The sequence below is a fragment of the Bacillus sp. (in: firmicutes) genome, assembly GCA_012842745.1.
GTDB lineage: Bacteria > Bacillota > Bacilli > Bacillales > Bacillaceae_J > Schinkia.
Genome location: DUSF01000056.1, coordinates 150,241 through 174,671, shown reverse-complemented (window position 1 = coordinate 174,671; position 24,431 = coordinate 150,241). Strand labels below are relative to the sequence as shown.

Genomic DNA, 24,431 nt, shown 5'->3' with positions numbered 1-24,431 from the left:
ACCAATATTAGCAAAGTATGTCACGTATTTTATATTTCCCCTCTATTTCCTTATCTTTACACGCTCTTCACTTAATAATGTTGACACATTTGCAATTTGGTATTCTTTTTCTTTTATTTTTATAATAAGATTTTCCAATCCATTAGCCGTTGACGATGTAGGATGCATTAAAATCATCGAACCGGCTGATACTTTACTAACGACACGATTGACCATTTCAACCGGATTAGGTTTTTTCCAATCAACAGTATCAACCGTCCACATAATGAGTTTCATATTTTCCTCAGCAGTAATTTTAACAACTGCATCTTTATAACTTCCACTAGGAGGAGCAAACCATTTCGGGGAAATGCCAGTCGTTGCTTTAATAATTTCATTCGTTTTTACAATTTCTTCACGAATCTTTTCTTCGGATAAATTTTTCATATCTGGATGTGAATAAGCATGGTTGCCGATTTCATGCCCGGCATCAACAATCATTTTAGCAAGATCAGGATGTTTTTTAACCCAGCTGCCATCTAAAAAAAACGTCGCTGTAATATGATGCTTTTCCAACGTTTTTAACATCGAAGGAATGTACTCATTCCCCCAAGCAACATTAATTAAAAACGTAACCATCGGCTTTTCTGGGTGTCCGCGATAAATCGGAGCTGGCGGCAAATCGTTTAATGTAACTTTTGGCGCCACTTCATCGAAAACTAACTTGTCAGGATTAAATCGGCCCTCCTTCTTCATCCGTTTATACGATTCCGCTACGTTCACTTTTAGACCGTTCAAGCCAGGTATCGCTTTCCACACCCTGTCTATACGGGCATCCTGTGGTACGGCTTCAAACTCACTCTTTTGTTGTTCTATTTCCAGATAAAGAGGATCCTTTTGTTTTGAAACGGTGATTGCAGACTTTTTTAATACATCCACATAGTTAGTCGTATATGGGTTTTGGGTAACTCCAATCGTTATAATCAAAATAAGAGAAAAGCCAACTAATTGCAAAGCTACTCTATTCATTTTATCTCGTCCTCCTTCATAGAAAAGCTATGTAATAACTGGACGAGTTAGAACATTAGAAAAACACGAAATTTGCCATAATAGCAAATTTTGATGTACCAAGGGTATGACCTAAAGGCCCTTTTTCTTATACTGATATCCTATAAAAGGTTATACTTATCAGTATTAAAAAAAGAAGAAGCTGTTGTTTCAGCTTCCTCCTTGTTATGCTTGCTCTTGTTTTTCTTTTTGTTCTTTAAGAACCGCTTTTCTTGAAAGGTTAATTCTGCCTTGTTTATCGATTTCCGTTACTTTTACTAATAACTCATCACCAATCGATACAACATCTTCAACCTTGCCGACCCGCTCTTCAGCCAACTCTGATATATGAACAAGGCCGTCTTTCCCTTGGAAAATTTCAACAAATGCTCCGAATTTTTCAATTCGTTTTACTTTTCCAAGATACATTTGGCCAACTTCAACTTCACGGACGATGTCTTCAATAATTTTCTTTGCTTTTTGATTCATTTCCATATTTGGAGAGGCAATGAAAATCATACCATCTTGTTCAATATCAATCTTAACGCCAGTTTCTTCAATAATTTTGTTGATTTGTTTTCCACTTGGACCAATGACATCGCGAATCTTATCCGGATTAATCGTCATTGTTAAAATTTTCGGTGCATATTGTGATAATTCACCACGTGGTTTCGAAAGTGTTTGTAGCATATGCTCTAAAATTTGCATACGGCCTTTTTTCGCTTGCATGAGGGCTTCCTCTAAAATTTCACGTGATAATCCATCAATCTTGATGTCCATTTGTAAAGCAGTAACCCCTTGGCTTGTCCCAGCCACTTTAAAGTCCATGTCACCAAGATGGTCTTCCATCCCTTGAATATCTGTTAAAACAGTATAGTCATCGCCTGATTTAACAAGTCCCATCGCTATACCTGCAACTGGCGCTTTAATTGGCACACCAGCATCCATCATTGCTAGCGTGCTACCACAAATACTTGCTTGTGATGTAGATCCGTTTGATTCAAGAACTTCCGATACACAACGGATTGTATATGGAAAATCCTTTTCAGATGGTATAACCGGCTCTAAGGCACGTTCACCTAATGCGCCATGTCCAATCTCACGGCGACCAGGTCCTCTAATTGGACCTGTTTCCCCAACACTGAATTGTGGGAAGTTATAATGATGCATAAACCGTTTTGATTCTTCAATGCCTAAACCATCTAAAATTTGCACATCACCTAAAGCTCCAAGTGTACAAATGCTTAATGCTTGTGTTTGTCCACGTGTAAATAGGCCTGATCCATGCGTTCTTGGCAGTAAGCCAACCTCAGATGATAAAGGACGGATTTCATCGATTTTACGGCCATCTGGACGGATTTTTTCTTTTGTAATTAAACGACGAACTTCCTCTTTCACAAGCTTGTACATAATTTCTCCCACTTGCTCTAACGTTCCTTCTGGAAGCTCTTCACGTTCTTCAAACTTTGCCTTGACAGCTGCTTTCACTTCGTTAATCGCATCTTCACGAGCATGCTTTTCAGCCACTTGAACCGCTTTTTTAATATCTTCTTCCGCCATTTCACGGACTTCAGCTTCAAGTGCAGCATCGAGTTCATAAAGGACTACTTCTGATTTTTCTTTGCCTACTTGCTTTGCGATTTCTTCTTGGAAGGCAATTAGCTTCTTAATTTCCTCATGTCCAAACATAATCGCTTCAAGCATCGTTTCCTCAGGCACTTCTTCTGCACCTGCTTCAACCATATTAATCGCATCTTTCGTTCCAGCAACTACTAAATGGATATCACTTTTTTCTTGTTGTTCAACTGTTGGGTTAATAATAAATTCGTTGTCTACGCGGCCTACTGTTACCCCAGCAATTGGTCCTTCAAAAGGAATATCCGAAACTGATAGCGCCAAGGAAGAACCAAACATCGCCGCCATTTCTGATGAGCAATCTTGGTCAACACTCATGACGATGCTGATTACTTGAACTTCATTTCTAAAACCATCAGCAAATAACGGACGAATCGGACGGTCAATTAATCGGCTTGCTAAAATTGCTTTTTCACTTGGACGGCCTTCCCGTTTAATAAAGCCTCCAGGTATTTTACCAACAGCATATAAACGTTCTTCGTAATTTACCGTTAAAGGAAAGAAGCTTAAACTTTTTGGTTCTTTAGATGCTGTAGCGGTGGACAGGACAGCCGTTTCTCCATATCGAATTAAACACGCTCCATTGGCTTGTTTAGCTAACTGACCAATTTCAACGGTTAATTTGCGGCCTGCCCAATTCATGGAGAAAATTTGTTTTTCATGTTCCATGTATCGAGACCCCTCTCATATATATTTTTTTATTTTATTGATGATTGCTTATGTTATTTATTATCTACTTTAATGTATGTAGTTATTTTCATAGTTCGATTGCTAATTCATACCAAAGATATTTGTGCTAACAAAAAAGCGGGAATATTCCCGCTTTCTGCAATAATTATCGACGTAATCCAAGTCTTTGAATCAATTCACGGTAGCGTGTAACATCTTTGTTACGAAGATAGGTAAGTAAGTTACGACGTTTACCAACCATCTTTAAAAGACCACGACGTGAATGATGGTCTTTCTTGTGAACACGTAAATGACCATTCAAATTGTTAATCTCTTCTGTTAGGACAGCAATTTGAACTTCTGGAGAACCAGTATCACTTTCATGAGTTTTAAACTCGTTGATTAGTTCTTGTTTACGTTCTTGTGTGATAGCCATCCTATTCACCTCCTTATCAAATATCCCCGATTACCGAGCAAGCGTTGGTGATTCGCATTGCCAAGCAATGGTTCTTTGTTCTTTAACAAATATAGAATACTATTATTTTAGACAAAATGCAAGTTTTTTCCCTTTCATTTCCTCGAAATAGTGGTTTGCTTCTTTCTTATCCCGCTGTATTTGTGAAACTAACTCTTTCACCGAATTAAATTTTTGTTCAGAGCGAATTCGTTTCAGCCACATGATTTGAACTTCTTTTCCATATATGGACTCATTAAAATCAATAATATGAACCTCTATCGATTGTTTAACAGTGTCTGGATCGTGAAAGGTTGGCTTGTACCCTATATTTAAAACACCATTATACCAAATTCCCGAAAGCTGAATGTATACAGCATAAACACCTGTATAAGGTAATATATAATTGGCAAGATGCTCTATATTAGCCGTTGGAAAGCCGATTGTCCTTCCGCGTTTTTCACCATGAATGACAACCCCTTTTGTTTTATAATAACGGCCAAGATAATTTGGTAAAATGTCAACTCGTCCATTTAGAATAAGCTCTCGAATTAAGGTCGAACTTACCTTTTCATTATTTTCAACAACCTTATCGACAACTGTTTGCGTAAATTGCTCTCTTGAATGAAAAGGCAGCGTCTCCATTGTCCCTTTTCCTAATCTACCATACGTATAATCAAAACCAGCTACAACATGCTTCACGTTCAGCTCGATTATGTATTGGTCAACAAATTGCTGCGGCAATAGCTCGGCAAATGAAGGCGTAAACTCAACAATAAACAAATAATCGATGCCAAGCTTCGTGATTTCTTCTTTTTTATCCTCTATCGATGTTATGCATTGTTCATGGGCACTGCTGTTTCGTAAAACAACTGATGGATGTGGATAAAAAGTCATAACCGCACTTTTACAGCCCAATTGTTCCGCTTTCTTAATGGCTGTTGTGATGACCTTTTGATGACCAAGATGCACCCCATCAAAATATCCTAATGCCACTACGATCTGGGGAAGCTCTTCCTTTTTTATAGTATGTGGATGTCTTATTTGAAAAATTTCCATATATCATTCACCTGCTTACATTAGAGACAAAAATTAATCATTTCTTATTACCTTCTCTGGTTTCATAAGCCCTTCTTTTGTTGGATGTGGCTTATAAATTGCAACACATTCTTTATTTTTATTAATAAGGGCAAACTTGTCAAGACCTTTACATTCTTCTGGCATGGTGAGAACTTGTCCATTTTTCACCCTAATCTCAAGTGTTTCATTAATTTCGTATTTCGTCAAATGGGAAAGGGCTCTTTCTATTGGGAAAAGTTTCAATCTTCCATTTTCAAACTGCTCTACAATTTCATCAAAGGTCAAACAATCAGTTGTTGTAAAACTTCCTGAAGCAACTCTCGTTAAATTGGACATATGGGCCGGGTAACCAAGTGCTTTCCCTATATCAACCGCTAGTGTTCGGACGTAAGTACCTTTACTTGCTTTCACATAGAAGCGAAATTTATTATGGGCATTGTCCAGCTCTTTGAACTCATCCAATAATTTTAATTCATATATAGTGATGATGCGCTGTGGACGCTCTACTTCGATTCCTTGGCGCGCATATTCATATAATTTTTTCCCATTTACTTTTACAGCCGAATACATCGGCGGCACTTGAGTAAGTTGACCATGAAACGTCGTTAACACCTTTTCAATTTCCTCAATAGGTAGTAAGCGATTGATTGTTTTTTCTTCGACAACTTCACCAGAGGCATCCTCTGTCGTTGTTGCCGTTCCTATCGTCACTTCGCCTTCATACGCTTTAGAGGAGTCTGTCAAATACTCCGCTACCTTTGTTGCACGCCCTATACAGATTGGCAAGACGCCATCAACGTCAGGGTCAAGCGTCCCCGTATGACCAATCTTTTTTGTTTTTAAAATCTTTCTTAATTTATATACACAATCATGGGAAGTTATACCTCTAGGCTTCCAAAGCGGCAAAATTCCATCCACATGTAAGGCCTCCTCTATAAATGAATGAATGACACAGAAAAAGGGGCTGACACAAAACAAACGTGTCAGCCTCTATGAATTAATGATCTTCTTTTTCTTTGTGTAGCTGTTCAATTAATGTTTCAATCCGGTTGCCATATTCAATCGATTCATCGAACTCAAAGGCAATCTCAGGTGTTTTTCGTAAACGAATTCTTTTCCCGATTTCGGAACGAATAAATCCATGTGCCTTTGCAAGAGCAGTTAATGTCGCTTGCTTTTGCTCTTCGTCCCCAAGGACAGTAATAAAGACCTTTGCTTGTTGCAAATCACCTGTTACTTGAACATCTGTAACAGTGACAAAACCGATACGAGGGTCTTTGATTTTGCGGCCAATGATCTCACTTAATTCTTTTTTCATCTGTTCTGCGACTCTTGTTGAGCGAAAATTACTCATATAAATCACCTCGAAATTATGCACTACTGGTTATTTACGTTCAATTTCTTGCATAACGTAAGCTTCGATAATGTCGCCTTCTTTAATATCATTATAATTTTTGATGGTCATTCCACATTCATAGCCTTGCGCTACCTCTTTTACATCGTCTTTGAAACGTTTTAATGTGTCAACTTCACCTTCAAAAATAACGACACCGTCACGAACTAGACGAATTCCTGAATCGCGGGTAATCTTCCCATCTGTAACATAGCAGCCAGCAATCGTTCCAACCTTGGATACTTTAAATGTATTACGAACTTCAACTTGACCAATCACTTTTTCTTCAAATTCTGGGTCAAGCATCCCTTTCATAGCTGCTTCAATTTCTTCAATCGCTTTATAAATAATGCGATGAAGGCGAATGTCAACATCCTCAACATCCGCTGTCTTTTTAGCATTGACATCAGGACGTACGTTAAAGCCGATAATGATGGCATTTGAAGCCGAAGCTAAAATAACGTCTGATTCAGTAATCGCACCTACACCAGTATGAATGATTTTAACCTTCACACCCTCGACATCAATCTTTTGTAAAGAAGCTGACATCGCTTCTGCTGAGCCATGAACATCAGCTTTGACAATTAGGTTAATTTCTTTCATTTCACCTTGTTTAATATGTTCAAATAAATCCTCAAGACTTACCTTATTTCTCTCACTGCGTTGTTCTTCAATATGTTTCTGTGCTCGAGCCTCACCGACTTGACGGGCTTTCTTCTCATCCTCAAAGACAATAAAACGGTCACCAGCACTTGGAACGTCATGTAATCCTGTAATCTCTACTGGTGTAGAAGGCGCTGCTGTTTTAACACGGCGGCCTACATCATTTACCATTGCACGAACACGGCCATACGTACTTCCAACTACGATTGGATCGCCAACCTTTAATGTACCATTTTGAACTAAGAGTGTAGCTACTGAACCTTTACCTTTATCAAGGTTTGCCTCAATAACTGTTCCAACCGCTAATCGCTTAGGATTTGCCTTGTACTCTTCCACTTCACTTACAAGTAAAATCATTTCTAATAGTTCATCAATTCCTTCACCTTTCAGTGCAGAAAGCATAACGAAAATCGTATCACCGCCCCAAGCTTCTGGAATTAAATTAAATTCAGTTAACTCTTGCATAACGCGGTCAGGATTAGCGCTCTCTTTATCGATTTTGTTAACAGCAACGATAATCGGAACACCTGCTGCTTTGGCGTGGTTGATTGCTTCTTTCGTTTGTGGCATGACACCATCATCTGCAGCAACAACAAGAATCGTAATATCTGTTACACTTGCACCGCGAGCCCGCATTGTTGTAAACGCTTCGTGTCCAGGTGTATCAAGGAATGTTATTTTCTTACCATTCGTTTCCACCTGGTAAGCACCGATATGCTGCGTAATCCCACCTGCTTCACCAGCGGCAACCTTTGCATGTCGGATTGAATCTAGCAATGTTGTTTTACCGTGGTCAACGTGACCCATAATCGTAACAACAGGAGGACGCTCCGCTAAATCTTCAGGCTTATCATCATTAATATAATTATCGAGGTCTGTCATATCAAGAACAACTTCTTTTTCAACCCCGACCCCGAATTCTGAAGCAATTAATTCAATCGTATCATCGTCTAAATCTTGATTGATAGTTGCCATAACACCAAGCATCATTAATTTTTTAATAATTTCGGAAGGCTCTTTTCCTAAGTTTTTAGCTAGTTCACCAACCGTTAGCGAATCTACATAACGAACAACCTTTGGCGCTTCTTCTTTTTTAGATGATTGTTGCTGTGGCTGCTGTTGATATGGCGGCCTTTTATTTTTTTGGTTTTGCTTTGTAGCTTTTTCATTTCCCTTATCTTTGTCCTGCTTCGGTTTTGTCTTTTTCTGACCTTTCATTTTAGCTTTTTGGTCAAGGTTATAATCCTCGTCATTAGAATGATTTACACCATCGCCTTGTTCTTTCTCGGTAATGGCAACCGTTGCTTCTTTCTTATTTTTCTGTTCAGGCATTTGTTTTTTATTTTCATTTTTCTTAGAATTAGCCTGAGGTTTTTCTTTCGTGAATGCAGTATCTAATACTTTAATTGCTTCTTCATCAATCATGGACATATGGTTTGCTACCTCGATATTATATTCTGTTAATTTCGTAATAATTTCTTTACTTGACTTATTATGTTGTTTCGCATATTCATAAACACGCATTTTACTCATACGTTCACCCCCAAGAAAATTAATCGAGCAACTCCACTAATTTCTTTGCAAAACCATTATCTAAAACAGCCACGACAACCCGTGCGTCTTTTCCAATTGCCTGACCTAACATATTTCGGTCTGTAACAGTTTTCAAAGGGATTTTATAATAGTGACATTTATCAGTGATTTTTTTTGAAGTATTAGAAGAGGCATCCATAGACAAAATCACAAGCTTCGCTTTGCCTTTTCGAATTTCTTTCAATACTAATTCTTCCCCGCTTGTTAGCTGACCTGCTCGATTGATAAGGCCTAATAAAGACATCCATTGTACTTGATTCAACCTTTTATTGCTCCTTTTCTAGAAAAACAAGTATTTCATCATAAAATGAATCTGGTATTTTAACATCTAAATGATGTTCAAGAATATTTTTCTTTTTCGCAAGTAACACGCATTCCTTATCCTTACTTAAATAAGCGCCTCTACCTGATTTCTTACCTGTTGGGTCGATTGAAACTTCCCCCTCTTTTGAGCGGACTATTCGAATGAGTTCACGTTTTGGCTTCATTTCTTGACTGGCAATACATTTGCGTAACGGTACTTTTCGAGCTTTCATCCAACCCACCCCTACTCTAAATCTTTATCTGCAAAATCTTCATTAGAAAGAAAATCATCTAATGGTGTAAAAAGAGGTTCCTCAGAAGACTCTTCATCGATAAGATTCTGAGCTTTTGCTTCCGATAAGCTTTTAATATCAATTTTCCAACCTGTGAGTTTTGCCGCTAAGCGAGCATTTTGACCGCGCTTGCCAATCGCGAGTGAAAGCTGAAAGTCTGGAACGACTACTGTAGTCGCTTTTTCATCTTCATCAACAATTACCTTTACGACTTGTGAAGGACTTAAGGCATTGGCAACATATTCAACAGGATCTTTTGACCAACGCACAATATCAATTTTTTCGCCTTTTAACTCGGTTACAATCGCTTGCACCCGCTGACCTTTTTGTCCAACACATGAACCAACTGGATCAACCTCTGGATTATCGGAATGGACGGCAATTTTTGAACGATCACCTGCTTCTCGTGAAACAGATTTGATTTCAACGGTGCCATCATAAATTTCTGGTACCTCTATTTCAAATAAACGCTTTAAAAGTCCTGGATGTGTTCTTGATACGAAAATCTGTGGTCCTTTTGTCGTTTTTTCGACCTTTGTAATAAAAACCTTGATGCGATCATGCGGTTTGTATGTTTCATTTGGCATTTGTTCACTGACAGGCAGGAGCGCTTCAATTTTTCCTAAGTTTACATAAATAAATCTTGAATCCTGCCTTTGTACAATACCGGTCATAATATCTTCTTCACGGTCGATATACTCTGAGTATATCACTCCTCTTTCAGCTTCGCGAACACGTTGCGTAACAACCTGCTTTGCTGTTTGTGCAGCAATCCGACCAAAGTCTTTCGGTGTTACTTCGATTTCGACAACATCTTCAACCTCATAATTTGGATTAAGCTTTTTCGCTTCCTCATGTGAGATTTCCAATCTTGGATCAAACACATCTTCAACGATTTCTTTTCTAGCAAAAACGCGCATTGTTCCAGTCATTGGATTGACATCAACGCGGACATTTTGCGCCGAATTAAAATTGCGTTTATAAGCTGATATTAACGCTGCTTCAATCGCTTCTAATAAAACATCTTTGCTAATGCCTTTTTCTTTTTCAAGTAAGTTTAAGGCATCTAATAATTCACTGCTCATTGTTTTCTCCCCTTTAAAATAATCAATCGAACGGTTTTAGTGGAAGGTAACAGCTAGCCTTGCACTAGCAACTTTATTGTAAGGAATTGAAAATTGCTTTTTTCTTGTTTTAATGGTGATTTCAATGATGACTGTCTCACCATCAAACGAAAGCAGCTTCCCTTCAAAAACTTTTTCATTTTCGATTGGTTCATATGTTTTAATATGAACTTGTTTACCAATTGCCTTCTTTACATCATCAGGCTTTTTCAGCGGGCGTTCAGCGCCAGGTGAAGACACTTCCAAAAAATACGGATATGTAATCGGATCTCGTTCATCAAGCCGTTCACTTAGTTTTTCACTTACTTTGCCGCAATCTTCAATATCAATTCCATTTTCCGAATCAATAAAAACGCGAAGATACCAATTCTTTCCTTCCTTTACAAATTCAATATCAACTAGTTCTAAATTCAACTCTGAAAGGATTGGCAAGACAAGTTCTTCCGCCACTTCTGTTACTTTTTTACTCATATTTACCCCCCTTATGACTAACGATTTGATATAAAATTCCCTGCTTAAAAAGCAGGGACAAGTAGATGAGTGTTATGCATTCCATAAGCAGAAATCATTGAAAATAAAAGAGCGGGTTTTGGCCCACTCTTCATCTTTTACCAGTATTTTTCGTATCATCGCCTTAAACTATACCATATAGCCTAAATTTATGCAACACACGAAAAGAGAAAGCGCCCGTTTAGCGACGTATGGACTGGAGCACATCGACCGAGATGAAGGAAACACGAAGCGCAAATGCGCTTCGATGTTGACTTATCGTAGGGAGGTGGCTTGCCCGTCTCGTCGCTGGGCGCTGTAGCTAGACAACATCTAGAATAGTGATAACTGGTTTTGATCTGGTAGCCCTTCTAGACAGCCTTGGTTTTCAAGATATTCTAACACTGTTTTCGAAATTTTACTTCGTTGCTGCAAATCCTCTTTTGATAGGAATTCGCCTTCTTCCCTTGCCTTGACAATATTTACAGCAGCATTTGTACCAAGGCCAGGAATCGAGTTAAAAGGTGGAATTAATGTATTGCCATCAACAATAAACTCAGACGCACTTGAACGATACAAGTCTATTTTCTGGAAAGAAAAGCCGCGCTCGCATGTTTCTAAAGCTATTTCCAGCACCGTTTGTAAATTCTTTTCCTTTGTTGATGCATCCAATCCTTTTGCATTGATTTCCTCTATCTTGCTTCGAATCGCATTGCTGCCCTTAACCATGGCATCGATATCGAAATCATCGGCACGGACTGTAAAATAAGCAGCATAAAAAAGAATCGGATAATGCACTTTAAAATAGGCAATCCGCACTGCCATTAATACATAAGCGGCAGCATGGGCTTTCGGGAACATATATTTAATTTTTTGACATGAATCAATATACCAATTCGGGACATTATTATTTTTCATTTCCTCGATAAATTCATCCGTTAATCCTTTCCCTTTACGAACGGATTCCATGATTTTAAAAGCTAATGAAGGCTCTAGACCTTTGTATATTAAATAGACCATGATATCATCACGACAACCAATAACTTCGCTTAACGTACACGTACCATTTTGAATGAGTTCATTGGCGTTATTTAACCATACATCTGTCCCATGGGATAATCCTGAAATTTGCACAAGCTCGGAAAACGTACTTGGTTTTGTATCTTCAAGCATTTGTCTTACGAACTTTGTGCCAAATTCCGGTATTCCTAATGTCCCGGTTTTACACATAATTTGTTCTTCTGTCACACCGATTGATTCGAGTCCAGAAAAAATTTTCATTACTTCTTTGTCGTCCGTTGGGATTGTTTTTGGATCAATCCCGCTTAAATCTTGAAGCATCCGAATGACCGTCGGGTCGTCGTGTCCAAGTATATCAAGCTTCAAGACATTATCATGGATGGAATGAAAATCAAAATGGGTTGTTTTCCATTCAGCACCAACATCGTCTGCCGGGTATTGAATCGGTGTAAAATCATAGACATCCATGTAGTCCGGAATAACAATGATTCCACCAGGGTGCTGGCCTGTTGTTCTTTTTGCCCCTGTACAGCCTGTGGCAAGCCGCTCCACCTCGGCATTTCGGAACGTTAAATTATGATCCGAAGCATAGCCTTTTACATAGCCAAAAGCTGTTTTATCGGCAACTGTACCAATTGTTCCTGCACGGTATACATAATCCTCTCCAAAAAGAACCTTCGTATAATTATGGGCACGCGGCTGATAATCCCCTGAGAAATTCAAGTCGATATCAGGAACCTTATCCCCTTTAAAGCCTAGGAACGTCTCAAACGGGATGTCATGACCATCTTTCTTGTAATTAGTGCCGCATTCCGGACAAAGCTTATCAGGCAAGTCAAAACCAGAGCTAACAGAGCCATCATCAAAAAACTCAGAATGCTTGCAATTTGGACAAACATAATGTGGTGGCAACGGATTAACTTCGGTAATTTCTGTCATCGTAGCAACGAACGATGAGCCGACAGATCCCCGTGAGCCTACTAAATAACCGTCATTAAGCGATTTTTTTACAAGCTTATGGGAAATTAAATAGATAACCGCAAAACCATGGCCAATGATACTTTTTAATTCTTTTTCAAGCCTCGCCTCGATAATTTCCGGGAGATTGTCGCCGTAGATTAGGCGAGCTCGCTCGTAGCTCATCTTGCGGATTTCTTCGTCTGCTCCTTCAATTTTCGGCGTGTATAAATCGTCTTTAATCGGTTTAATCTCTTCAATTTGCTCCGCGATTTTGTTTGTATTTGTAATCACAACTTCCTTCGCTTTTTCTTCTCCTAAAAAGGCCATACATTCAAGCATGTCATTTGTCGTTCGAAAATGAACAAGTGGCTGCGTTTGTCTATTTAGCGGATTTCCTCCTTGGGAAGCAATGAGGATTTTTCGATAAATATGGTCTTCTACATTTAAATAATGGACATTGCCTGTAGCGACGACCAACTTCCCTAACTTTTCACCAAGCTTGACAATGTTTCGTAAAATCGCTAGTAATGCTTGTTCATTGCGGATGAGCTCTTTTTCAATTAAATGATAGTAATTAGAAGGCGGTTGGATTTCTAGATAATCATAAAACTGAGCAATTTCCTCGGCCTCTTCAGGTGACTTTTGCATCATTGCTTCAAAAACTTCCCCTTTATCACATCCAGAACCGATAATTAAACCTTCGCGGTATTGAATTAACAAAGACCTTGGAATTCTTGGAACACGGTAAAAATAATCGATGTGTGAAAAAGATACTAGCTTAAATAAATTTTTTAAGCCCACGCTATTTTGAGCAAGCAAAATGCAATGGAATGGACGTGACCTTCGATAAGCATCCGATTGTCCCATATTTTTATTTAATTCGTCATGATAGCGAATTTCTTTTTCATTACTATCTTTTAGCATTTTTATTAATAAATAGCCCGTTGCTTCCGCATCATAGATTGCACGATGATGCTGGGTTAGTTCTATATCAAACTTTTTACACAATGTATTTAAACGATGATTTTTCAACTCTGGATATAAATATCTCCCTAATTCAAGCGTATCAATAACCGGATTTGCAGCTTTTTTCATGCCAATCTTTTGCAAGGCCATATTTAAAAAGCCCATATCAAAGCTGGCGTTATGAGCTACTAAAATATCGTCACCAATCCACTCATGATATTGTTTAATAACCTCGGCAATATCTGGCGCATCCTTGACCATATCATCAGTAATCCCTGTTAGCTCGATTGTTGTTGCTGAAAGGGGATGGTGTGGATTGGCAAATGCTTCAAAGCGATCAATAATTTCCCCATTTTTCACTTTCACAGCGGCAAGTTCAATAATCGTGTCATAAACAGCAGAAAGACCTGTTGTTTCTACGTCAAAAACAATATATGTTTCATCGGCAAGTAACCGATGACTAGGATTATAGGCAATCGGAACCCCATCATCAACTAGATTTGCTTCCAAGCCATATAATATTTTGACTCCATTCTTTTTACCCGCGGCATATGCTTCAGGGAACGATTGAACTACAGCATGGTCTGTGACCGCAATCGCCTTATGCCCCCATTTTCCCGCTTGCTTGACAAGGTCTGAAATGGATGTGACCGCATCCATTTGACTCATTGGCGTATGAAGATGAAGTTCTACTCGCTTTTCTTCTGCCGTATCCTCGCGCTCACTCGCTTTTATTTCATTTATATCTTGCGCCATCATCACAAGGTCGCGGACAAATGTATCATTTTGAATGCCGCCACGCACCTTAACCCACATGCCTTTTTTAATAGATTGTAACAATGGAACATCATCATTATCACGGGAAAATACTTTAATCATTAACGAATCAGTGTAATCGGTAATTTTGAATGTTAACAAGGAACGACCGCTGCGCAGCTCTTTTACTTCGCTGAAAAACACATAGCCTTGAATTGTGATGCGCCGCTCCTCCTCTTGGATTTCTTTTATCGGAACTGGATTATCTTTAATGATATAACCAATTGTAAGCGGGCCTGTTTGTTCTTCGACCTTCTCTTGGCTTGGCTTTTTATTCTGTTCAGAGAAGACAAGCGCTTCGAGCATTTTCGTACGGTCTTCTTGCTCCGTCTGATCCTTAAACTTGATAAACTCTTCATCAGATTGAATGATTTCCGTTTCAATCGCAAACAACGGAAAGCCTAACGTTTGAAAAATAGTTTCAAAATTTACCTGCTTCTTTTTAACTGTTGCCGCTTCTGGCTCATTGCGAACATTAAGAAAAAGCTTATTGCCATTCTGCTTCGGTTTTTGCTCCCTAAAAAGGGATAAGAGGGACGGTGAGATCCCCTCTAGTTGCTCGATTATAAACGGCCAATATTCCCGAATCATCGTCTCAGAAAAAGCTGGTGCTGAATATGATAACGAAAATGTTATAGTAGCAATATGTTGAAAAGTATTGATTAAATGAGATTTGAATAATAAGTACACTTCAAGAGGTAAGTGAGTTTCAAGTCTAAATTCAAAATGCCAAGACTTTGTACTCCGTTCAATTGTTAGCTTTTCAATCAACGCATCTTGAAAATATGAATCTATTATTTGTACGGGTAAAGAAATTTGCTCTACTAATAGCTGAAACCGTTCTTTTCTTATGGCGATATCTTTAGACATTCCATATCCCCCCTCTAAAACAAAAACAAATAAGGAAGGTACCTCAAGGCGAAAAAGAGGTACCTTAAATATGGTTGCTTTCACATAAATCTTAATAGGAATTAAGTTTTTCTTTTAAACAATCTATTAATTCAGCCACAGCTACTTCTACTACTTCGCCAGACTTACGAAGCTTTACTTCAACAATGCCTTCCTCGCACTTTTTACCAACGGTAACCCGAATTGGAAATCCAAACAAATCAGAGTCGGCAAATTTAACACCAGGCCGCTCATTGCGGTCATCATATAAGACAGAAATAGAGGCCCTATTTAACTGTTCATAAATCTCGTCAGCTAGTTCTTTTTGTGCTTCCGTTTTCATATTTATTGGAATAAGATGTACTTCAAATGGTGTCACTGAAACAGGCCAAATAATACCATTTTCATCATGATGTTGTTCGACGATTGCAGCAACAGTTCTTGAAACGCCAATTCCATAGCAGCCCATAATCATTGGGTGTGATTTTCCATTTTCATCAAGATAGGTCGCTTTCATTGACTCACTGTATACAGTACCCAATTTAAAGACATGGCCAACTTCAATGCCTTCCGCAAACTGAATCGTTCCCTTTCCATCAGGTGAAGGGTCACCTACTTGAATAAAGCGTAAATCAGCAATCTGACTCGGCTGAAAATCGCGACCAATATTTACACCAGTATAGTGGTAATCAGTTTCATTAGCACCGCAGACACCATTCACAACATATTGAACAGCTTGGTCTGCAATAATATCAATTTCCTCTGTTAACCCTATCGGGCCCACTGATCCAACCTCAGCTTTTAAAATCTCTAATGTTTCTTCTGGTGAAGCAAGCTCTACTACTTTTGCCTCTAATAAATTTTTCACTTTAATATCGTTGACTTCGTGGTCTCCCCGCACAACGACTAATACATATTTTTCATCAACTTTAAAAAGCAATGATTTTAAGCATTTTTCTTTTGATACATGTAAAAACTCGGAAACCTCTTCAATCGTTTTTTTATTTTTCGTTTCCACTTTTTCCAATGAAGCTAATGCCTCATTAGATTTTTCATATTGTACATGAACAGGTGCCATTTCGATATTAGCTGCAAATTCAGATTCATTGGAATAGGCAATCGTGTCCTCCCCGACTTCTGTTAGAACCATAAACTCTTGTGAATTTTTACCGCCAATCGCCCCAGAATCAGCAATAACCGCTCTAAAATTCAACCCACATCTTCTAAAAATAGTAGAGTAAGCCGTTACCATGTCATTATACGCCTCGTCTAAGCTCTCTTTCGAAGCATGGAACGAATAAGCATCCTTCATGATAAATTCCCGTCCACGAAGAAGTCCAAAGCGAGGACGGGCCTCGTCACGGAATTTTGTTTGTATTTGATATAAAATAAGCGGAAGCTTTTTATAAGAACTGATTTCATCACGAACTAATGACGTGATTACTTCTTCATGTGTAGGACCAAGGGCAAAGTCACGGGCATGGCGGTCTTTTATTCTAAATAACTCGGAACCATAATTATACCAGCGCCCTGTTTCCTGCCATAATTCCGCAGGCTGTAAAGTTGGCATTAATAACTCTGAACCGCCTGCAGCATCCATTTCTTCACGAACAATTTGTTCCACTTTTTGGAGAACCTTATTAGCTAATGGTAAATAACTATATACACCGGATGCATTTTGTCGCATGAAACCGGCTCTTAATAATAATTGATGACTTTTAATATCTGCATCAGCCGGAACATCTCTAAGTGTGGGAATAAGCATTTTACTTTGTTTCATCTTCGCACCTCTTCATTATAACAGCAATTATTTAGTTGATTAAAAGAACAAATTATAGGAAATATCTTTGAATATCATTCCAAGTTACAACAAGCATTAATAGCATCAATAAAGCAAAGCCAATAAAATGAACAATTCCTTCTTTTTGTGGATCAATCGGTTTGCCGCGTACCGCCTCAACGCCAATAAATAGGAGCCTTCCCCCATCTAGAGCTGGAAGTGGCAATAAATTAACAATCCCAAGGTTTATACTTAGACCAGCAGCCAATAAAATTAAATTGAAAATACCAGTTTGGGCCACTTGGTCAGTAAGATTGTAAATTCCGACAGGACCTGCAAGATCATCAATCGAAGACTGCCCAACAATGAGCTGTCCTAATGCAAAGATAATTTGTATGGTCAAATCATAGGTTTGTTCAAAACCATACACAACTGAACCAATAAGGGACTTTTCAAAAGTTTGATAAATACCAATATAGCCAATACCACTATTATCACGGAGTTTTGGAGTGACTTCGAAATCTAGCTGCTTTCCATTACGATCAACTATAAAGTGCAATGGTTTTTCAGCATTTTTTTGTATAATTCCCACCATTTCTTCCCAATTAGTTATTGCTACATTATCAATTGATAATACTCTATCACCTTGCTTTAAACCAGCCGAAACGGCTGAACTATCGTTTATTAATTCACCTAAAATCGGCTCTTTACTAGGAGTTCCGACAAGGCTGCCTAAAATAATGAACAACACTATAGCCAATATAAAGTTCATCATCGGCCCTGCAAAAATTTGCATCGCCCGCTGTGGGATAGTTTTCGAGGCAAACTGGCGATGGTAAGGAGCAATTTGTGTTTCTTGATCATCTGAAACTAACATCGCCCTTTCATCAATTCGAAACGTTTGCAACGCCTCTTCATCTTGTTCATATCCAGAAATAGACAATTGATAAACTAAATCAATATGTTCAACTTCAATGACTTTTGCATTCGGATATTTTGATTTATTATTGACGACAATTTTTGAAACTTTATCGTTTTTACCAAATACTAAGCCAACATTATAGCCAGGCTTTACTTCTACTAACTCTGGATCCTCACCTGCCACCCTAACAAATCCCCCTAATGGTAATAAACGGATTGTATAAAGGGTTTCATTCCTACGAAAGGAAAACACCTTCGGACCGAAGCCAATTGCAAATTCACGACAAAGCATTCCAGCTCGTTTTGCAAATACTAAATGCCCTAGTTCATGAAAAAAAACAAGCGCACCAAAAATAATAATGAATGCAATTACCGTGTTCAAATGAATAACCACCTTTTCAATTATTGTCTAATTTACAATAATGATTTAACGAATCTTCTCGTCTGTTCATCCACCGCTACAATTGTTTCTAAATCTGGATGGGAAAGAGGAGTATGTTGTTCAAGGGCCTGGGCAATATAATCCTCTATTTCAAGAAAGCTTATTTGTCCATTTAAAAATAGTTGCACTGCTTCCTCATTAGCAGCATTTAATACCGTTGTCATTGTGCCACCAATTTTCCCGGCGTCATAAGCATATTCTAAGCAACGGAATCTTTCTAAACTTACCTCTTCAAAATGTAGTTTTCCGACATCAATTAAGTTTAACCTTTTCAAAGTAGGTAGTGCAAGTCTTTCAGGATAGCTTAGTGCATATTGAATCGGAACTCTCATATCTGGTGAGCCCATCTGTGCAATCATACTCGTATCGTGAAACTCTACTAAAGAATGAATGATGCTTTCTCTGTGCATGACAACATCGATTTTTTCATAAGGCATATCAAACAGCCAGTGGGCTTCAATGACCTCTAGCCCTTTGTTCATCATCGTTGCTGAATCAATCGTAATTTTTGCCCCCATTGTCCAATTTGGATGCTTCAGAGCCGACTCAACGGTAACATCCTTTAATTCAGCTCGTGTTTTATCGCGAAAGCTTCCCCCTGATGCCGTTAAAATAATTCGCTCCAACGCTTTTTTATTTTCCCCATTCAAGCATTGAAAAATAGCTGAATGTTCACTGTCAACAGGTAAAAGATTGACATGATGCTTTTTAGCCGCTTCCATAACAAGATGACCAGCTGTTACTAACGTTTCTTTATTGGCGATGGCGATTGTTTTCCCAGCTTCAATCGCTTTTAATGTTGGCTTTAAACCTACACTTCCCATGACAGCATTAACCAAGACGTCCGTGTCACTATTAGCGGCAACTTCAATTAATCCCTCTTCACCATAGACAACCCTCACATGGTCGGGAACCTTTCGTTTTATGTATTCAGAACTTTCTTTATCAATGACTGAAACAACCTTTGGTATAAATGTATGTATAATTTCTAAACCCAATGTTAAATTTTTTCCGATTGAAATCGCTTCTAATTCAAATTGATTTGGATGCAACTTGATGATATCCAATGTTTGCGTACCAATTGAGCCAGTTGCTCCAAGTAAACTTATTTTTTTCATAGCTGCTCCTTATTAAATAAATTGCAAAAAGTGAAGAATCGGCAATACGAAAAGAAGACTATCAAACCTGTCCAAAATCCCCCCATGGCCGGGCAAGATTTGACCAGAGTCTTTGACAATATAATGTCTTTTTAAAGCAGACTCGACTAAGTCCCCCATCTGACCAAAAAAAGAAGTAATCATCGTAATAATCAATACAATTATCATGGAGGAGTGCAATGGACTAATCATTTGAAACACAAATCCTACTAATAATGCCGATAAAATTCCGCCGACAAAGCCGGCAACCGTTTTATTTGGGCTAATTTCCGGCCAAAGCTTTCTCTTGCCAAATGCCCTGCCAATAAAATAAGCACCAGAATCTGTCGCCCAAATAACAAACAAGGCAAAAAAGACAAAGGAAAGACCAGCAACTCTCGTTTCAATTAAATAATAAAAGCCTACGCCAATATATAAAGTTGACAAGATCATGAAGCCGGCATCATCAAACGTAAATTCATTTTTAGAAACGACCGTGTAAATCAAAAGCAGCATGACAACAATTAATGCAGCTTCGATTTTTGAAAAATTAGTACCGACCTGTTCAATTAAAAATGATTGTGGTAGTAATAAAACCCATAAAAATAGGAAACCAATCAAACCGGGTATTGATATGACTTTAATTTTTTTCATCCGCAATAATTCTTTTAACGCTATCGTTCCTAAAAGATAGACCAATATAACAAACGGTGTTTTTCCAATAATAACTAGTGGTAAAAAAAGTGCTGCTGCCAATATTGCTGTTCTTATTCTTGTTTTCATTTCAATTCACAACCTTTAATTAGACGCCACCAAACCTCCGGGCGCGACGCTGATATTCTATTATCGCCTCATAATAATGTCTTTCCTCGAAGTCAGGCCATAGTACGTCAGTAAACCAAAATTCTGAATAGGCTAATTGCCATAGCATGAAATTACTTAAGCGAATTTCCCCGCTTGTTCGAATCAATAAGTCAGGATCAGGTAAATCAGAACTCATTAGATAATTGGAAAATAACTCCTCATTAACGTCATCTATTTCTAGTTTACCATTATTGTTATCTTTTATTAACTGCTTAATGCCTTCAATAATTTCATAACGGCTTCCATAATTTAAGGCAAAGTTTAAAATAAGTCCATCATTGTTCTTCGTATCATCGATTGCTTTATTAATCGCTCTTAATGTATGTTGTGGGAGTTGGTCTTTGTTCCCCATCACACGCACTTGAACATTTTCTTCTACTAATTCAGGTAAAAATGACCCTAAAAATTCCTCTGGAAGCTTCATAAGATACTCAACTTCTGGCTTCGGTCTTTTCCAATTTTCAGTTGAAAATGCATAAAGAGTTAACGCTTTAACGCCGATTCCATTAGAAGCCTTAACAATTTTTCGAACTACTTTCATTCCTTCATGGTGACCAGCAATGCGAGGTAGCCCTCTTTTTTTTGCCCAACGTCCATTTCCATCCATAATGATTGCAATATGACTAGGTACGGAAGAAAGATCAATATGTTCTACCGAATAATTTGAAGCGCTAGCTTCTATTTTGTTCCTTCTAAAAGAGAACTTATCGAGCATTCGAATCCTCCACCTAAACTTTTTTGAATTAACTTAGTAAAAAAAACCCCCTGAATGTAAAGGTAGAGGGTTTCTTTGTAATTATTATTGTATCGCGAATTAGTCTAGACTTCCATTATTTCTTTCTCTTTTTCTTTCGTAATATTGTCAATTTCTTTTACATGGTTGTCTGTTTCTTTTTGGACATCATCAGTTAAGCCGTGAAGCTCATCTTCTGTTATCTGGGCATCCTTTTCAAGCTTTTTCAATTCGTCATTCGCGTCACGGCGAATATTTCTAACAGCAATTTTGGCATCTTCGGCCATCGCTTTTACATCTTTCACCAAAGATTTACGACGGTCTTCTGTTAATGGTGGGATTGAAATTCGAATAATCGAGCCATCATTTGATGGGTTCAGGCCAAGATCAGCCTTCAAAATTGCTTTTTCAATTTCATTTAGTACAGATTTATCATAGGGTTGAATCACTAAAAGACGTGCCTCAGGAACAGTGATGGAAGATAATTGATTTAACGGCGTTGGCGCACCATAATAATTGATTTGAATTCGATCTAACAAAGATGGATTTGCCCTTCCTGCCCGAACACTAGCAAGTTCACGTTTAAATGCTTGAATTGCTTTACTCATTTTTTCTTTTGCATTTTTAATTACCGTTTGTCCCATGATTATTTCCCCTTTACAATTGTTCCGATATTTTCACCATAGACTACACGTTTAATATTTCCTTCTTCCATGATGGAAAAGACAATAAGTGGAATATCATTATCCATACATAAGGAAGAAGCAGTTGAGTCCATAACAGCTAATCCTTCCTTTATTACATCAAGATAAGAAAGGGTTTCATATTTTACCGCATTTTTATCAACAGTAGGATCTGCACTATAGACACCATCAACATTGTTTTTTGCCATTAAAATGACATCAGCTTCAATTTCAGCAGCCCTGAGCGCCGCTGTTGTATCGGTTGAAAAATAAGGATTTCCCGTACCTGCTGCAAATATAACAACTCGTTTCTTTTCTAAATGTCGAATTGCTTTTCTTCTTATATAAGGTTCAGCTACTTGACGCATGTCAATCGAAGTTTGCACACGAGTTTCGATTCCCATACTTTCAAGACTATCTTGTAAAGCCAAGGAGTTCATACAAGTGGCAAGCATCCCCATATAATCCGCCGTTGCACGGTCCATGCCCATTTCACTACCGATTTTACCGCGCCAAATATTGCCCCCGCCAACGACGACAGCAACCTCGACGTTCATTTCGGCAATTTCCTTCACTTGTTTGGCAATGCTGTTAATAACGGCTGGATCGATACCAAAACCCTTTGGACCTGCAAGAGCTTCACCGCTTAATTTTAATACGACACGTTTATATTTTGGATTCGTCATGACTACCTCCACCGTTATAAAACCATTATTTATTTTAAAATAGGGAACACATCGTGTTCCCTATAGAATACCATTATTTTTTAATTTGGTTCATTACTTCTTCTGCAAAGTTTTCTTGACGCTTTTCCATTCCCTCTCCAACTTCATAGCGAACAAAAGCTTTTACAGATGCACCCTTTGATTGAACATATTTGCCAACTTTTTGATCTGGATCTTTAACGAAAGACTGGTCAAGCAAGCAAATTTCTTCAAAGAATTTGCCTAAACGGCCAATAACCATCTTTTCAACGATGTTAGCAGGCTTTCCTTCATTTAGGGCTTGTTGTGTTAATACTTCTTTTTCTCTTTCAGTTTCTTCTGCCGAAACTTCATCACGTGTAATATAACGTGGATTTACAGCAGCAATATGCATAGCAACGTCTTTTGCTACATCAGCATCATTTGTACCAGCAAGAACTGTTAAAACGCCAATACGTCCTCCCATATGTAGGTAAACGCCGAATGCTTCACTATCTTCTTTATCAACTAATTGGAAGCGACGTAAAGAAATTTTTTCGCCAATTTTTGCAATTGCAGCATTGATGTGCTCTTCTACTGCTGGACCATTTCCATTTAAACTTTGCGCTAAAGCTTCTTCTAAATTAGCAGGTTGTTGTGATAATAAATGTTCAGCCAATTCTGATACTAATTGTTTGAAAGCATCATTTTTTGCAACAAAATCTGTTTCAGCATTTATTTCTACAATAACAGCTTTATTACCATTTGTTAAAACTGTTGTAGTTCCTTCTGCAGCAATACGGTCAGCTTTATTAGCAGCTTTTGCAATACCTTTCTCACGAAGAAAATCAATTGCCTTTTCCATATCACCATTTGTTTCAGTAAGTGCTTTTTTACAATCAAGCATTCCAGCACCTGTTTTTTCACGAAGCTCTTTTACCATTTGTGCAGTAACTGCCATGTTGAATCCTCCTTAAATATTGATATGTATCCTTTATAAAGTTCATCTCTTTTAAAAAGGTGATAAAAGGCATTTCCCTCTTACCACCTTTATTATTGCTTTTATTATTCTGCAGCAACAGGCGCTACTTCTTCACCTTGTTTAGCTTCAATAATAGCATCAGCCATTTTTGCAGTTAAAAGTTTTACAGCGCGGATTGCATCATCATTACCTGGAATCACATAATCAATTTCATCTGGATCACAGTTTGTATCAACGATTGCAACGATTGGAATGTTTAATTTATGTGCTTCAGCAACCGCGATGCGCTCTTTACGTGGGTCGATAATGAATAAGCAATCAGGAATTTCTTTCATTTCCTTAATACCGCCTAAAAACTTTTCAAGGCGTTCTAATTCTTTGTTAAGATTAACAACTTCTTTTTTAGGTAACACATCAAATGTGCCATCTTCACGCATTCTTTCAATTTCTTTCAAACGTGCAATACGTTTTTGAATTGTTTCAAAGTTTGTTAATGTACCACCTAACCAACGTTGGTTTACAAAGTACATGCCACTACGTTCTGCTTCTTCTTTAACAGAATCTTGTGCTTGCTTTTTCGTACCTACAAAAAGAATAGTACCGCCATTTGCAGCTACTTCCTTCATGAAGTTGAACGCTTCTTCTACTTTTTTCACTGTTTTTTGCAAATCAATGATGTAGATGCCGTTACGCTCAGTGAAGATGTAACGCTTCATCTTTGGATTCCATCTACGTGTTTGGTGTCCGAAATGAACACCTGCTTCTAATAATTGTTTCATTGAAATTACTGACATTTTTCTTCCTCCTATTTGGTTTTGATTCCTCCGTACGTTTC

Annotated in this window: 21 protein-coding genes; all 21 read right to left on the bottom strand. The window is 38.1% G+C overall.

From position 1 onward, the window contains the following. Positions 1-42: 42 nt before the first annotated feature. Positions 43-1,008, bottom strand: a complete 966-nt coding sequence (locus GX497_15875) for a polysaccharide deacetylase family protein (GenBank protein HHY74672.1) — start codon at positions 1,006-1,008, stop codon at positions 43-45. A gap of 204 nt (positions 1,009-1,212) precedes the next feature. Next, entirely contained in the window at positions 1,213-3,330 is a 2,118-nt protein-coding gene (pnp, locus tag GX497_15870; GenBank protein ID HHY74671.1) for a polyribonucleotide nucleotidyltransferase, read from the bottom strand. A gap of 166 nt (positions 3,331-3,496) precedes the next feature. Next, the gene (rpsO, locus tag GX497_15865) at positions 3,497-3,766 is read right to left on the bottom strand and encodes a 30S ribosomal protein S15 (GenBank protein ID HHY74670.1); all 270 of its coding nucleotides are present in this window, start codon (positions 3,764-3,766) and stop codon (positions 3,497-3,499) included. A 102-nt stretch (positions 3,767-3,868) separates the two neighbouring features. Further along, positions 3,869-4,843, bottom strand: coding sequence for a bifunctional riboflavin kinase/FAD synthetase (gene ribF / locus GX497_15860; GenBank protein HHY74669.1), 975 nt, complete (start codon positions 4,841-4,843; stop codon positions 3,869-3,871). Between the two features lie 33 nt (positions 4,844-4,876). Continuing rightward, a complete protein-coding gene (gene truB / locus GX497_15855; protein ID HHY74668.1) occupies positions 4,877-5,782 on the bottom strand; it encodes a tRNA pseudouridine(55) synthase TruB in 906 nt (301 codons plus the stop codon). Positions 5,783-5,861: 79 nt separating this feature from the next. Beyond that, the gene (gene rbfA, locus GX497_15850) at positions 5,862-6,218 is read right to left on the bottom strand and encodes a 30S ribosome-binding factor RbfA (protein ID HHY74667.1); all 357 of its coding nucleotides are present in this window, start codon (positions 6,216-6,218) and stop codon (positions 5,862-5,864) included. Positions 6,219-6,248: 30 nt separating this feature from the next. Then, a complete protein-coding gene (infB, locus tag GX497_15845) occupies positions 6,249-8,453 on the bottom strand; it encodes a translation initiation factor IF-2 (GenBank protein HHY74666.1) in 2,205 nt (734 codons plus the stop codon). Between the two features lie 19 nt (positions 8,454-8,472). Continuing rightward, the gene (locus GX497_15840; GenBank protein ID HHY74665.1) at positions 8,473-8,775 is read right to left on the bottom strand and encodes a YlxQ family RNA-binding protein; all 303 of its coding nucleotides are present in this window, start codon (positions 8,773-8,775) and stop codon (positions 8,473-8,475) included. A gap of 4 nt (positions 8,776-8,779) precedes the next feature. After that, positions 8,780-9,049 carry a YlxR family protein gene (locus GX497_15835; GenBank protein ID HHY74664.1) on the bottom strand — a complete coding sequence of 90 codons (270 nt, stop codon included), beginning with the start codon at positions 9,047-9,049 and terminating at the stop codon, positions 8,780-8,782. 11 nt (positions 9,050-9,060) lie between these two features. Then, on the bottom strand, positions 9,061-10,194 hold the full coding sequence (nusA, locus tag GX497_15830) for a transcription termination/antitermination protein NusA (protein ID HHY74663.1): 1,134 nt from the start codon (positions 10,192-10,194) through the stop codon (positions 9,061-9,063). Between the two features lie 36 nt (positions 10,195-10,230). Next, positions 10,231-10,704: a ribosome maturation factor RimP gene (rimP, locus tag GX497_15825; GenBank protein ID HHY74662.1), complete on the bottom strand. Its 474-nt coding sequence runs from the start codon at positions 10,702-10,704 to the stop codon at positions 10,231-10,233. Between the two features lie 351 nt (positions 10,705-11,055). Further along, positions 11,056-15,354 (bottom strand): PolC-type DNA polymerase III, encoded by a 4,299-nt coding sequence (locus tag GX497_15820; GenBank protein ID HHY74661.1) that lies wholly within the window; start codon positions 15,352-15,354, stop codon positions 11,056-11,058. Positions 15,355-15,445: 91 nt separating this feature from the next. Then, complete coding sequence (locus tag GX497_15815) at positions 15,446-17,152, bottom strand: proline--tRNA ligase (GenBank protein ID HHY74660.1); 1,707 nt, start codon at positions 17,150-17,152, stop codon at positions 15,446-15,448. A gap of 52 nt (positions 17,153-17,204) precedes the next feature. Next, positions 17,205-18,455, bottom strand: coding sequence for an RIP metalloprotease RseP (gene rseP, locus GX497_15810; GenBank protein HHY74659.1), 1,251 nt, complete (start codon positions 18,453-18,455; stop codon positions 17,205-17,207). A gap of 32 nt (positions 18,456-18,487) precedes the next feature. After that, positions 18,488-19,633: a 1-deoxy-D-xylulose-5-phosphate reductoisomerase gene (locus GX497_15805; protein HHY74658.1), complete on the bottom strand. Its 1,146-nt coding sequence runs from the start codon at positions 19,631-19,633 to the stop codon at positions 18,488-18,490. Positions 19,634-19,645: 12 nt separating this feature from the next. Then, positions 19,646-20,434, bottom strand: a complete 789-nt coding sequence (locus GX497_15800; protein ID HHY74657.1) for a phosphatidate cytidylyltransferase — start codon at positions 20,432-20,434, stop codon at positions 19,646-19,648. 19 nt (positions 20,435-20,453) lie between these two features. Beyond that, positions 20,454-21,230, bottom strand: coding sequence for an isoprenyl transferase (locus tag GX497_15795; GenBank protein HHY74656.1), 777 nt, complete (start codon positions 21,228-21,230; stop codon positions 20,454-20,456). A gap of 104 nt (positions 21,231-21,334) precedes the next feature. After that, positions 21,335-21,892 (bottom strand): ribosome recycling factor, encoded by a 558-nt coding sequence (gene frr / locus GX497_15790; protein ID HHY74655.1) that lies wholly within the window; start codon positions 21,890-21,892, stop codon positions 21,335-21,337. Positions 21,893-21,894: 2 nt separating this feature from the next. Beyond that, positions 21,895-22,617 carry a UMP kinase gene (locus GX497_15785; GenBank protein ID HHY74654.1) on the bottom strand — a complete coding sequence of 241 codons (723 nt, stop codon included), beginning with the start codon at positions 22,615-22,617 and terminating at the stop codon, positions 21,895-21,897. A 73-nt stretch (positions 22,618-22,690) separates the two neighbouring features. After that, on the bottom strand, positions 22,691-23,575 hold the full coding sequence (locus tag GX497_15780; GenBank protein HHY74653.1) for an elongation factor Ts: 885 nt from the start codon (positions 23,573-23,575) through the stop codon (positions 22,691-22,693). Between the two features lie 104 nt (positions 23,576-23,679). Continuing rightward, positions 23,680-24,390 carry a 30S ribosomal protein S2 gene (gene rpsB, locus GX497_15775; protein ID HHY74652.1) on the bottom strand — a complete coding sequence of 237 codons (711 nt, stop codon included), beginning with the start codon at positions 24,388-24,390 and terminating at the stop codon, positions 23,680-23,682. Positions 24,391-24,431: the final 41 nt, after the last annotated feature.

Excerpts from the sequence above, each read along its gene's own strand:
- pnp (HHY74671.1), bottom strand. The coding sequence starts at position 3,330 with ATGGAACATGAAAAACAAATTTTCTCCATGAATTGGGCAGGCCGCAAA.
- frr (HHY74655.1), bottom strand. The coding sequence starts at position 21,892 with ATGGGACAAACGGTAATTAAAAATGCAAAAGAAAAAATGAGTAAAGCA.
- rpsO (HHY74670.1), bottom strand. The coding sequence starts at position 3,766 with ATGGCTATCACACAAGAACGTAAACAAGAACTAATCAACGAGTTTAAA.
- rimP (HHY74662.1), bottom strand. The coding sequence starts at position 10,704 with ATGAGTAAAAAAGTAACAGAAGTGGCGGAAGAACTTGTCTTGCCAATC.
- GX497_15795 (HHY74656.1), bottom strand. The coding sequence starts at position 21,230 with ATGCTCGATAAGTTCTCTTTTAGAAGGAACAAAATAGAAGCTAGCGCT.
- rpsB (HHY74652.1), bottom strand. The coding sequence starts at position 24,390 with ATGTCAGTAATTTCAATGAAACAATTATTAGAAGCAGGTGTTCATTTC.
- GX497_15785 (HHY74654.1), bottom strand. The coding sequence starts at position 22,617 with ATGACGAATCCAAAATATAAACGTGTCGTATTAAAATTAAGCGGTGAA.
- nusA (HHY74663.1), bottom strand. The coding sequence starts at position 10,194 with ATGAGCAGTGAATTATTAGATGCCTTAAACTTACTTGAAAAAGAAAAA.
- GX497_15780 (HHY74653.1), bottom strand. The coding sequence starts at position 23,575 with ATGGCAGTTACTGCACAAATGGTAAAAGAGCTTCGTGAAAAAACAGGT.
- GX497_15815 (HHY74660.1), bottom strand. The coding sequence starts at position 17,152 with ATGAAACAAAGTAAAATGCTTATTCCCACACTTAGAGATGTTCCGGCT.
- GX497_15820 (HHY74661.1), bottom strand. The coding sequence starts at position 15,354 with ATGTCTAAAGATATCGCCATAAGAAAAGAACGGTTTCAGCTATTAGTA.
- GX497_15805 (HHY74658.1), bottom strand. The coding sequence starts at position 19,633 with ATGAAAAAAATAAGTTTACTTGGAGCAACTGGCTCAATTGGTACGCAA.
- GX497_15800 (HHY74657.1), bottom strand. The coding sequence starts at position 20,434 with ATGAAAACAAGAATAAGAACAGCAATATTGGCAGCAGCACTTTTTTTA.
- ribF (HHY74669.1), bottom strand. The coding sequence starts at position 4,843 with ATGGAAATTTTTCAAATAAGACATCCACATACTATAAAAAAGGAAGAG.
- rbfA (HHY74667.1), bottom strand. The coding sequence starts at position 6,218 with ATGAGTAATTTTCGCTCAACAAGAGTCGCAGAACAGATGAAAAAAGAA.
- GX497_15835 (HHY74664.1), bottom strand. The coding sequence starts at position 9,049 with ATGAAAGCTCGAAAAGTACCGTTACGCAAATGTATTGCCAGTCAAGAA.
- GX497_15875 (HHY74672.1), bottom strand. The coding sequence starts at position 1,008 with ATGAATAGAGTAGCTTTGCAATTAGTTGGCTTTTCTCTTATTTTGATT.
- infB (HHY74666.1), bottom strand. The coding sequence starts at position 8,453 with ATGAGTAAAATGCGTGTTTATGAATATGCGAAACAACATAATAAGTCA.